The sequence below is a fragment of the Romboutsia hominis genome, assembly GCF_900002575.1.
GTDB classification, from domain to species: domain Bacteria; phylum Bacillota; class Clostridia; order Peptostreptococcales; family Peptostreptococcaceae; genus Romboutsia_C; species Romboutsia_C hominis.
Genome location: NZ_LN650648.1, coordinates 1,200,946 through 1,214,132 on the forward strand (window position 1 = coordinate 1,200,946; position 13,187 = coordinate 1,214,132).

At 25.3% G+C, this 13,187-nt stretch carries 9 protein-coding genes; 8 read left to right on the plus strand and 1 reads right to left on the minus strand.

The window, feature by feature from the left end; translation table 11 throughout:
- Window positions 1–99 precede the first annotated feature (99 nt).
- On the minus strand, window positions 100–687 hold the full coding sequence (locus FRIFI_RS05755) for a GNAT family protein (protein ID WP_092926190.1): 588 nt from the start codon (window positions 685–687) through the stop codon (window positions 100–102).
- Between the two features lie 658 nt (window positions 688–1,345).
- On the opposite strand from FRIFI_RS05755, the gene FRIFI_RS05760 reads away from it, so the two are divergent.
- From FRIFI_RS05760 to pelG, 8 genes are all read left to right on the plus strand, one after another.
- The gene (locus FRIFI_RS05760; RefSeq protein WP_092926188.1) at window positions 1,346–2,581 is read left to right on the plus strand and encodes a VanW family protein; all 1,236 of its coding nucleotides are present in this window, start codon (window positions 1,346–1,348) and stop codon (window positions 2,579–2,581) included.
- Between the two features lie 385 nt (window positions 2,582–2,966).
- Entirely contained in the window at window positions 2,967–3,515 is a 549-nt protein-coding gene (locus tag FRIFI_RS05765) for a ferritin family protein (RefSeq protein WP_092926186.1), read from the plus strand.
- A gap of 428 nt (window positions 3,516–3,943) precedes the next feature.
- On the plus strand, window positions 3,944–5,365 hold the full coding sequence (locus FRIFI_RS05770; protein WP_166505279.1) for an MATE family efflux transporter: 1,422 nt from the start codon (window positions 3,944–3,946) through the stop codon (window positions 5,363–5,365).
- 178 nt (window positions 5,366–5,543) lie between these two features.
- The gene (locus tag FRIFI_RS05775) at window positions 5,544–7,568 is read left to right on the plus strand and encodes an NAD(P)-dependent oxidoreductase (protein WP_166505280.1); all 2,025 of its coding nucleotides are present in this window, start codon (window positions 5,544–5,546) and stop codon (window positions 7,566–7,568) included.
- A gap of 178 nt (window positions 7,569–7,746) precedes the next feature.
- Window positions 7,747–8,457, plus strand: coding sequence for a hypothetical protein (locus tag FRIFI_RS05780; RefSeq protein WP_166505281.1), 711 nt, complete (start codon window positions 7,747–7,749; stop codon window positions 8,455–8,457).
- Complete coding sequence (locus tag FRIFI_RS05785; protein ID WP_166505282.1) at window positions 8,450–10,270, plus strand: DUF2194 domain-containing protein; 1,821 nt, start codon at window positions 8,450–8,452, stop codon at window positions 10,268–10,270. The genes FRIFI_RS05780 and FRIFI_RS05785 overlap by 8 nt, the downstream gene beginning before the upstream one ends.
- A 1-nt stretch (window position 10,271) precedes the next feature.
- Entirely contained in the window at window positions 10,272–11,678 is a 1,407-nt protein-coding gene (gene pelF, locus FRIFI_RS05790) for a GT4 family glycosyltransferase PelF (protein WP_166505283.1), read from the plus strand.
- Window positions 11,679–11,680: 2 nt separating this feature from the next.
- The gene (gene pelG / locus FRIFI_RS05795) at window positions 11,681–13,135 is read left to right on the plus strand and encodes an exopolysaccharide Pel transporter PelG (RefSeq protein ID WP_166505284.1); all 1,455 of its coding nucleotides are present in this window, start codon (window positions 11,681–11,683) and stop codon (window positions 13,133–13,135) included.
- Window positions 13,136–13,187: the final 52 nt, after the last annotated feature.

A 13,187-nucleotide genomic window follows, 5' to 3' on the forward strand; every position in this document is an offset into this window, starting at 1 on the left:
TAATTTTTAAATTAAGATAAATAAAAGGCATCTTTATATAGCCAAGTGTTATAACTAGGTTGCATAAAGATGCCTTCAAGATAAGTACATAAAATAGTACTATGCAGTAAATTCTTCTTCAGAAAGTTCTACTAATCTTTTTGTAAGTATATTTCTTTTTATACCGTATTCATTTTCTCTCTCAAATTGTATTTCAAATCCAAGTTTTAAAACTGTATTTAAGCTAAAAATATTTTCTGTAGCTATAGCAGTTATTATAAAGTCTTTACCTCTAAGTAAAGATTCTTCTATTCTAGTTTCCATAAGTGTTCTGTGAAGAGCATTTCCTCGATAAACAGGGTCTACCATCACATATCCAGATACATAGCTAGAATTAATATCTAAATCATCTAGCCCTAGCTCGTAAAGATAATCTAAATAATCTCCACTAGGAGCTTCACAAAGAGCTGAAGCAACTAAAGTTTCTTCAACATAACAACCAATTATAAATCCACCTTTATCTAAAACATCCATCAAATAAAGCTCATCACGAGACTTTAACCAATTTTTATTATCTAGAGCATCACTCACCCTATTGTATAAATTAGTAACATCATTAAAGTTAGTTGCTGTTATATAACATACATCAGCATATAAGTTTTCACATAGTTCTCCATTAAATTTAGATAACTTTACTCTTTTTATCATAATAGACACCATTTGTTCACACAAGTTCGCTAGGCTTATGCAGTTTCTTAAAAAACTTCTCATACTTTCATATGAGAGCAGACTATTTCTTCACCCTCGACATTACTCGTTAGGGGCAACCTACTTCCACTATCAATCGCTTATAGTGTACGAGATAAATCTCTAGTCGTTGAAGGTTTCCCTATTCGGGACTTCCCTGCAAGAACATCCATTGTTTTGGTACTTAGGGTTTAACCATATACCATCCTAAGACTTCTTTCTACTTTCGTTCCTTCACGCTTAAAGCTATTCGCTTTTACGTTGTGGCACTTAGGCTTTAGGAATTACCTGCAATTCAGGTTGTACCATATGCAGATTTCTCTACATACGAGGCTAAGCTTACCTCTTTTCTTATTTTAAAAATACAAATATTATTAGATGGATTTCAATTTAATATTCATTGATAATTTATTATAACATAATACTTAAAAAAGTATATTAAAAATTATATTTTTTTATAAAAAAATTTAAATATTAAATGAAATTTCAAAAATACCATAATAATTCAAATTTCAAAATTGAAATTAAAGTTGAATCAATTTGAAATCATTGCTATATATAGGAATATAAAATATTTAAGAGGAGAAAATAATAAAGACAACAAATTAAGGAGAAAAATATGACTACTAAAATAAACAAAATAACTATTGTACTTATACTAGTTATAATATCACTTTTTAATTTAGGTATGAAAAAAAATGAAATTATAAAAGATCCTAAAATATTTAAAAATATATATATAGAAGATATTAATGTAGAAGACTTAACTACAAGGCAAGCAGAAGATAAAATAAATAAATATTATCATCCTAAAAATATAAATATAAGATACAATCAAAAAACATGGGTAATAAATAAAGATATAATAAAATTAAATTATAATGTAGATAAAGCAGTAAAATTAGCAAAAGATTATACAAGAACTGAGGATAATTTATTAAACTTAAGAAGAATATTTGATTTAGCTATAAAAAAACAACATAAAATAAAGCTAAAAGCATCATATGATGAAGCTAAGCTTAGTGAAATAATAGAATCTATAAAAGAAGAAATAGATAAAAGTGAGATAGATGCTACTGTAAGTATAAGTGAAAGTTCACAAATAAAAACAACTGAGTCAAAAGATGGGTTAGAAGTAGATGTTTCTAAGTTAAAAGAAAAAATATATGAAATGATAAAAGAAAAAGAAATAAAAGATATATATCTTCCTGTTAAAGTAATAAAGCCCAAAATTAATACATCAGATGTAAAAAGTATTAATGCTATATTAGGCCAATATAGTACTAGCTTTAATGATAAAAGTTCAAGAGGAAACAATATATATATAGCAGGAAAGAGTACAAGTGATATAGTTATAATGCCAAATGAAACTTTTTCATATAATTCAGCTACAGGACCTAGAACTTGGTCTAATGGATATAAAAGTGCAAAAGTTATAGTAGGAGGTAAATATGTAAACGGAGAAGGTGGAGGAGTTTGTCAAGTTTCAACTACAATATATAATGCAGCTCTTATATCTAATATGGAAATAGTAGAAGTACACAATCATACTTATCCATCTAGATATGCACCTAGAGGAAAAGATGCAGCAGTATCCTACGGTTATATAGATTTTAAGTTTAAAAATCCATATAGTCATCCAGTTTATATAAAAAATATAATAAAAAATGGAGCTATAACAACTAAAATATATGGATGTGATAAAGATAGAGAGAAGTTATATATAAGGACTGATGAAAAACATGAAGAAGAAAAAATATATGTAAATACTTATAGAGTATATTTAGATAATAACAATCAAAAAGAACGAGAAGAATTAGTAGCTAAAAGCATATATAAAATAAAAAACCAGTAATTATTTTTTACTGGTTTTTTGCATGAAATTAAAATATTTTTTCATCTTAAAATTTAATTAAGTATACAAAAAAATATACGGTTAATTTATTTAAAATTAAAAAAATAAAAAAATTTTCTAAATATTGTAATTTTACTTATAAAATGCAAAAAAAAATGTATAATATAGTAAGAAAACTAATTATAGTACTAATGTTGCGTTTTTTTTATAATATTTAGAAATATAACTATATTTCTAAATATTATAAAAAATAAAATTTGGATGATATATATTGTTTATATAATAAAAAGCAAGGGTATATAAAAAATACAAGTATATAAAAAATGCAATAATTAAAATTAACTAAAAATTAAGATAAATTAAAAATTTTGGAGGTATTGTTGTTATGAGAAAATTTGTATGCACAGTTTGTGGTTATGTTTATGAAGGTGAAAACTTGCCTATATCTTGTCCAGTATGTAATGTAGGAAGTGAAAAGTTTGAAGAAATGAATAGTAAATTAATATGGGCTGATGAACATAGAATAGGTATAGCTAAGGGGATAGATGAAGAAATACTAGAGGGGCTTAGAGCTAATTTTGTTGGAGAATGTACTGAAGTTGGAATGTATATAGCAATGAGCCGCCAAGCAGATAGAGAGGGATATCCAGAAATTGCAGAAGCTTATTTAAGAATAGCTTATGAAGAAGCTGAACATGCAGCAAAATTTGCTGAACTTTTAGGAGAAGTTGTTGTTGCAGATACTAAGTCTAACCTAGAAGCAAGGGTTGAGGCTGAATATGGTGCGACAGATGGAAAATTAAAACTTGCAAAAAAAGCAAAGCAATTAGGCTTAGATGCAATACATGATACAGTTCATGAAATGTGTAAGGACGAAGCAAGACATGGTAAAGCATTTTTAGGATTATTAAAAAGACATTTTAGCAATAAATAGTAAGTAAGGCTATCTTTAAAAGATAGCCTTTTTTACGCTCAAGGAAATTATGATACTTAAAAAACTGTGGATAACTATTGAGGTTTAAGTGTTTGCAGAGCGTAAAAAAGACATTTTGAGCAACGGACTAAGTCGTTGGCGACATGAGCGAAGCGAATTTTTTATATATAAAAAATTGTATAATTTATAAAAGTGATATAAATAGGCATAATTAAAATGAAATAAAATTTTAATGAAAAATTTAAACAGAAGTTATTTAAAAAAATTTTAAGTCATATTATAAATAATGGAATATAGATTAAAAACTTTTAAGTATCACAAAACTTGTCACAAATAGTTTATAAGAAATAGTAGAACAATAACTATAAATATATATTAAAATTTAGAATCTATATTAATATAAAGAAAATTATAAAAGGAGAGTCTAAATGCATTCACAAACTGAACTAGGAGTAAAACATGTCAATTCTTTATTATTTAAGTATTCAGTACCAGCAATTATAGGAATGCTTGTTAATGCCTTATATAATGTAATAGATAGAATGTTTATAGGAAAAATTCCTGGAGTTGGACCACTTGCTATAACAGGCCTTGGAATAACTATGCCAATAGCTACCATAATACTTGCATTTGGAATGTTAATAGGTATTGGGACAACTACTAACATATCTATCAAACTTGGCCAAAAGAAAAATTATGAAGCAGAAGTACTGCTAGGAAATGCAGTAACATTATCCTTAATAATAGGTATTATATTAACTATAATAGGTATTATATTTAGTGAAGATATTCTTATACTATTTGGTGCTAGTGAAAATACTTTAATATATGCAAAAACTTATATAGATATAATACTTGTAGGAAGTGTAGTTAACTTACTTTCTTTTTCTCTGTATCATTCTATAAGAGCAGACGGAAATCCTAGGATATCATCAGGAATTATGATTTTAGGGTGTATATTAAATGCAAGTTTAGATTATTTATTTATATTTATTTTTAATTTAGGAATACAAGGAGCGGCTCTAGCTACTATAATAGCGCAATGTGTAACAGCGATACTTACCATTTTGTATTATCTATCTAAAAAATCTAATTTAAAAATTAGGAAAAATAATTTAATATTAAGAAAAGATTTAGTAATTAGCACATTTGCTATAGGTATGTCGCCATTTTTTATGCAGTTAGCTGCAAGCTTAGTTCAAGTTATATCTAATAATGCACTAAGAACTTATGGCGGAGACTTAGCTATTGGTGCAATGACAACAATTTCTTCTATAGCTATGATATTTTTAATGCCTATATTTGGACTTAACCAAGGTGCACAACCTATAATTGGATACAACTATGGAGCTAAAAAATATAATAGAGTCAAAAAAGCATATTTAATGTCTTTAAGCGTAGCAACAATTATATTGTTTATAGGTACATTTTTTATACAAATGTATCCAAAATTTTTTATTGGATTATTCAATAAAGATGAAGAGCTTATGAAAATATCCATACAAGGAATTAGAATCTATTTGTTTATGATGCCAATCGTTGGTATATCAATAACTGGAAGTAACTTTATACAGTCTATAGGTAAGGCTAAAATTGCTATGCTCTTAAGTTTACTTAGACAAGTAATACTTTTAATACCATTTATATTAATACTCCCACAATTTTTAGGACTTAATGGAGTATGGTTATCTCAAGCTTTAGCAGATTTAATATCTACTATACTTACTATAATAGTCTTATACAAAGAATTAAGAAGTTATAAGATATTAAATGATGAAGGAGAAGATATATTAAAAGCTGAGTTAGAAGAATATGCATTAGAAAAAGAAAGTGATAAAGATGAAAAGTAGCTAATATTAGCTACTTTTTTTAATAGAAAGAAAATTATAATTTTTTCATTAGATATATAATTTGAAATATTTAATCTTTTATTGAAATATATGACAAATAGATTAATCTACACAAAAAATCGACTAAAAGTGCTAAAATATTATGATGAAAGTAATATTTATAAAAAGGTGGTGTAAGATGAAAATACTTATTGTAGGAAGGGTTGATTCTCTAATAAAATCAATAGCTCATAGATTTTATAAAGAGGGAAGCAAAGTGTTTATTTTAAGTGATGATGAATTAAGAGAACCATATTATAAAAATTATAAACTAGATTCATTAAATTATAAATATGATTATATATTTAAAAATACACACTTTGATAAAGTTATATATATAAATCATAATATTGAAAGTAGTATATTATTAAATATTTTAGAGTTATCTAAAACTTATGAAACTTCTCAAATTATAATGGTAAATTTAAAGAATAAAAGTAAAGAACATATACTTTGTGAGAATATTTTTAGAGAATTTAAAAGATTATATGATATAAATATGTCTATTTTATACATAGATAGAGTATATGGTGAAGTAAATTTAAAAGAAAAAGAAGATATAGTATTAAACATAATTAAAGATGTAGTAGATAATAAAAATAAGAATTATGATAATAGATTAAAAAATGGATATATTCACTATTTAGATGTGGCAGAGGCTGTATATTTATTATCTAAATATAATAAAAATAAAGAGTATTATATTTGTGGGTATGAATTAGCTAGCGATAAAGACATATATAATTTAGTATTAAGTACTATAAAAAATAAAGATAGCTATACATTAGAAAAAATAAATACTAAAGGATTTAAGGAATTTAAAGAAGATACTAACTTTTATATAAAATTTAGTTTAGGTAAAGAGATAATAACTATATACAATAAGTATATAAACGAATCTAATAGTACTGAAAAAATAAAAGCAATTAAAAAAGATAAAAAACAAAATGAATTTATAAAAGTAACTAAGCCCTATGTAGAAAACATAGGTATGTTTTTGATTGTATGCTTTATATCTTCATTTTTATCTAAGAATAATTCAATATTTACTATAATAGACTTAAAAATTATATATATAATTGTAATAGGTATGATGCATGGAATGAAGCAATCTGTAATAGCATCTATATTATCTTGTTTATTATTAATATTAAACCAATTATCACAGGGAATATCTATTATATCAATATTTGTACTTAGTCAATCCTTAGTTCAAATGTTAATGTATGTATTGCTAGGAATATATATAGGATATGCTAGTGACTTTAAAAACAATCAAATAAAAGAATTAAAAAGAATAAATGAAGAAAAAGATAGTAAATATGAATTTTTAGAAGATATATACAACTCAACATACGAAGAAAAAAGAGAGCTAGAAGAAAAAGTTATAAGCTCTAAGGATAGTTTTGGTAAGATATATTCTTATGTAAAAGAGCTAGATAGCTTAAAGCCTCAATATATACTAAGATCATCTATAGATATTATGGAAGAGTTTTTAGAAAATAATAATATATCTATATATACTTTAAATAATGATTACTTAAGGCTTAATGTAAAGTCTAATAATAAGGGTTTTAACCCACTAAAAAGTATCAAAATAAATGATTTATACGAAGCTAAAGATAAACTATTAAATAAAGAAATATATATAAATAAAAACTTAAATCCAAAGTTACCTTCTATGGTAGCACCAATAGTAAAAGACAATAAAATAATAAGTATTATAATGGTAGATAAAATTAAGTTTTCGAAGATGAATTTATACTATCAAAATCTATTTAAAGTTATAGTAAGTTTAATTGAGACATCTATAATAAAAGCTTATAATTACGAAGAAGCAACTATAAAGCAAAGATATATAGACGAAACTATCTTTTTAAGAAAAGAGTATCTAAAAAGTGCCTTAAAAGTATGTGAAATATCTAAGAAAGAGAAGAAATCAGACTATACACTTTTAAAAGTTAATATGTTAAATGATATTAACTATTTATCTAAAGAAATATCTAAGTGCATAAGAAGTACTGATTTAGCTGGAGTATGTAATAATCATGTATACATAATACTTAATAATACTAATAAAGAAGAAAGTAGTGTAGTAGTAAGCAGATTGATAGGTAAAAATCTAACAGTAAAAATAGTAGATGGAGTAGATGAAGATGATTAAAATATATGTCATTAATTTTTTAATAGGTCTATTTATACTACTACTTATGAAAATTTTTAGAGTAAAAAATGCTTACACCAATTTCTTACTAATTATAGCTATTCCTTTTTTAGGTATTATATATATATTGTTTATTTATTTATTTAAATTTTTTATTAAAAGTGACAATGGACAGTATTTGATAGATAAAGAAAATGAGTATGATAGAAATATAAGTTTGCTTATTAGAGAAGCAGAGCTTAAAAATAAAAAAGATTTAATACCAATAGAAGATGCACTAAATTTAAATGACCATAGTATAAAAAGAAATCTAGTTATAGAAATGCTAAAAGAAGATTCATATAAATACTTAGAATTTTTATTAAAAGCGCTTAAAGATGAAGATAGTGAGACGTCACACTATGCAGCAACGGCTATAACGCAGCTTAAAAGTAAGCTTACTGTTGCTATACAAGATATGGAAGTTGAGTATTATAAAAACTCTAAGAATAAAGAGGTGAGCAAAGAGTATATAAAAGCGCTCAAAGAATGTATAGATAGTAATTTAATAGACAAAAAAGAAAGAACGAGGTTAACTTATAGCTATAAATTAGCATTAGAAAACTATATAAGAGACATAGAAGATGATGAAAATTACTTAAATGAGCTTATAAAAATATATATAGATATTAAAAACTATGATAAAGCTATAATATATTCTTATAAGTATATGAAAAAATTTGTACAAAGTTATAAACCATATATGTTTTTATTAGAAGTTTACTATACACTTAACGATAAAAAAAATTTTGAAAAAGTTATAAAGTCATTAAGAGAATCTGATATTAAATTAGACAAAGAAGGATTAGACATACTAAGATTTTGGATAGAAGGTGATAATAGTGTTTAGAAAAAGATTTATAATAACTTTTACATCTATAATTTTAGTTTTAGGTTTTTTAATATCTCTTATGAAAAATAACTATATATTTGATAAAATTCAAAATACAAAAACCACAAGCTTAGATAAAAAAGTATACACATCAAAAAAATATGAAAGTGCTAGTAAGAAATACACTGAAAAGTTTTTACTACTAAGTGATGAGAGTGAAGAATCTAAAAAGGTTGAAGGAAATTTTAATGAGATTATAAAATCTATGGATAAGTCTATAGTAAATGAAAATATTAAAAATTTTAATGGTGATATAAATGGATATAAAGCAGTTATAATAAATTCTGAAAGATTACAAGAGTTTAGTTACTTAGATGAACTTATAAATTATGCTAAATCAGGAGGAAACTTAATATTTGCACAAAGGCCATTGATTAGTGATAATATAAAAAGATATTCAAGTGAATTAGGAATAGAAAGTATTAATGAGCTAATAGAAGCAGAGAATATGTATGTTAAATCTAATATACTTATAAAAGGTAAGGGCCTTAAAAGAACTGAAGATACAGAAAATAGCTCTTTAGATGTTAAGTTAAAAAAAGGTGTTAAGGTTCATATAAGTGCTGATAATAATATACCTCTACTTTGGGAGGAAGAGTTAGGTAGTGGTAAAGTAATATTTTCAAATGGACAGTTTTTAGGTGAAAAGTCTAATCGAGGTATATTAACTGGTATACTTTATAGAACTGGAGATGAGTTTATATATCCTATTATAAACTCTAAGGTTTTAGATATAGATGATTTCCCAGCTCCAATGCCTAATGGAAATTCAGATATAATTTATAAATATTATCATGTTAATGATGAAAAATTCTTTGTTAATATATGGTGGCCAGATATTGTTAGAATGTGTGAAAATTATAATGCAGTTCCAACAGGTTTTTTAATATACAATTACGAAGATGTAACAAATAATATAGAAAAGTTTAATGGAGATGTATATTCTAAAAATTTAGTAACTTTAGGTAGAAACTTACTAAAGGTTGGCGGAGAAATAGGTATACATGGATTTAATCATCAGCCACTTACTACTAATAAATACTTAGTAGGTAAAGAACTTGGATATAAGCCATGGAAAAGCTACGATGAAATGTTAAAAGCGCAGAGAGCGTTAAATAAATTTATACATGAGATATACCCAAACTATATAATAAGGGGATATGTACCACCATCTAATATTATAACAGAAGAAGGTATAAAAGCCTTAAAAAAAGGTATACCAAGTATTAATGTTATAGCATCTTTATATGTAGTAAGTAACGATGAACTAGCTTATGAACAAGAGTTTTCAAAAGGAAAAGATGGAATATACAATTTTCCTAGATATAGTTCAGGTTATGATTTTGAAGAATTTGAAAAGTGGATGATATACAATGGCATAACTATAAATGGAGTATTTTCTCACTTTATACATCCAGATGACATATTAGATCCAGAAAGAAATCATGGTATGAGCTGGGAAGAACTTAAAAAGGACTTTGAAAAAATTATGGAGATAGTTTATAAAGACTTTAGATGGTTAGAGGCTGATACTATATCTCAAGGTGTAGAATCCTTAGACACTTATCTAAAAACTAAAAGTGTATTTTCTTATGAAAAAAATAATATAAAAGGATATTCAAAAGATACTTCAAAGAATGATTATTATATACTTAGAAGTGATAAAGAGATAATAAAAACTAAAGGATGTAGTTATAAAAAAATAGATGAAGATATTTACCTTATACATTCAACTAATACTGATTTTAGTATAACAACAGGAGGTAAATAATATGAGGATATGTTTAATCGCAGAAGGAAGCTATCCATATGTAACAGGTGGAGTTTCAAGCTGGATTCAAATGCTAGTTAGTAGTATGAAAGAAATTGAATTTGTAATATATGCAATAAGTGCTAAAAATGATGAAGGTCTTACCTATAAGTATGAAATACCAGATAATGTTGTAGAAATTAAAGATATATACTTAGATATAGACGATAATAAAAAGGTTAAAAGTAAAGTAAAATTTAATCTTACAGATATAGAAAAAGAAGTTATAGGTAAGTTTATAGTAGGTGAATACTTTAACTGGAAAGATTTATTTGACTGCATAAATAGACTTAAAAATGTAAATACAGTGGATATATTAATGAGTGAAGATTTTTTTGATGTAGTAAGCGATATAGCAAGTAAATATTATCCACATATAATATTTAACCATTTCTTTTGGACTATAAGGTCTATGATGATGACTGTATTTGAAGTTCTAAAAAGTGATATACCAAAATGTGATATATATCATAGTGTATCTACTGGATATGCAGGATTAGTGGGAGCTTTAGGGAAATACTACAACAAAGATTCTAAGTTTATATTAACAGAACATGGAATATATACAAGAGAAAGAGAAGAAGAGATAATAAAGGCAGATTGGGTTAAAGGTTACTTTAAAGATAACTGGATAAGGTATTTTTACAATTTATCAAGAGCTGCGTATACTTACAGTGATGAGGTTTATAGTTTATTTGAAAAAAATAAAAAGCTTCAAATAGAATTAGGATGTGATAGGAATAAAATAAAAATTGTTCCAAATGGCGTAAAGCTTGATAGATTTAAAAATATAGATACTAAAAAAGATGATGAAAGTATTATATATATAGGTGCTATAGTAAGGGTAGTACCTATAAAGGATGTAAAAACTATAATACAAGCTTTTGTAAATGCAAATGAAGAAATGAAAAATATTAGGCTATATATTATAGGACCTATGGATGAAGATGAAGACTATACTAAAGAATGTATAGACTTAGTAGAATCGCTAGGTAATAAAAATATATTATTTACAGGAAGAGTAGATATATCAAAATATATAGGTAAAATGGACATGTTACTTCTTGGAAGTATAAGTGAAGGTCAGCCACTATCAGTACTTGAAGGTATGGCAGCTAAAAAGCCTTATATAACTACAGATGTAGGAGCATGTAAGGAGCTTTTATATGGAAATGATGATAACATAGGACACTGTGGAATAGTAGTACCTGTCATGGGATATTCTCAAATGGCAGATGCAATAATAAAGCTAGCAAAAGATGAAAAATTAAGAAAAGAAATGGGCGAAAATGGATATAAAAGAGTATCTACATATTATACGCAAGAACAGTTTATAGAAAACTATAGAAAAATATATGGAGAAATATAAATATGGCAGGAATTGGATTTGAACTTAAAAAGATAATAGACAAAGACGGATACTTTTCTAAAACTAGAACCTATTTTATGTCTTCTTTAATAACCATAGGTCCAATGATCATCTCAATATTGTCATTTTTAATTATGCAAGATATATTAAAAAAAGTTGGAGAAACCTACTTAAATATACAATTGTTTAGCTCTATAATAATATATGCATTTTTTATATCATATATATTATCTAATGGTATAAGTATGTTTATATCAAGATTTGTTTCAGATTGCATATATGAAAAAAAGATAGGATATATATTTGAATCTTTAATAGGAAGTATAATTATATATAGTATAAGTGCATTAATAATAACATCATTATTATTTATAAATTCGACTTTAGATATATATATAAAGTTGGCGACAGTTATGATAACCATAATAATAGGAATAATATGGATAGAAGTGGTATATCTATCAGCTGTAAAAGACTATTTAAAAATAGTTTTAGGGTTTGTAATAGGTATGTTAATTATAACTTTAGGAACAATATTTGGAATAAAGTTTATAAATATGCCTAAGTTATACATAGCACTTTTAGCTACTTTAATAGGGTATATATTTATATCTATAATGTTTATAGGGATAATTTATAGAGCATTTGGATTTGATAGTTTAAAATTATCAAGGTGCATGAAATTTATGGAGAGTTTAGACAAGTATTTTGAACTATTTTTAATAGGAATATTTTTAGCACTAGGTGCATATTCTCATAATCTTATAATTTGGATGACAGATAGCGCCACAGTAGTTGACAATACTTTTAGAGTAGCCTCATTTTATGATGTTCCTAGTTTTTATGCTTTTTTAAGTGTTATACCAGCAGTTGTAATATTTACTGTAAAAGTTGAAACTTTAATATATCCAAAGTATAAAGAATTTTATAACTTTGTAAGAGATACTGGAAGTATCAATGAAATAAAAAGAGCTAAAAAAGAATTGATAGATTGTGTAGTAATGCATATGACTCATATGATAGAGGTACAGTTTATAGGAAGCTTCGCATGTATAGTATTAGGATTTAAGCTACTTCCATATATGGGCTTTTTAAGTGACTCTATTGAGATATTTGGAATATTAACACTAGGAGCACTAGCATATATATGTATGAATTTTCTAATTATAATGTTACTTTATTTTGATGCAAGAAGTGAAAGTTTAAAAATAGCAACAGTATTTTTAATAACTACAATAGTATTATCAACAATTACTGTATTTATTGGGAAAGACTTTTATGGATATGGATTTTTCTTTTCAAGTATAATATCTATGGTATTTGCTTTTAATGAAATAAATAAATTCTTTAATAGGATAGAATATCATATATTCGCAGACCAACCAATGTTTAATATAAAGAAAAAGGGCATATTTAGTAGTATATATGGTCTATTTAATAAAAATAAAGTAGTATAAATAAAATAACCTATAAAGTGGGTAACATAAAGAATCCACTTTATAGGTTATT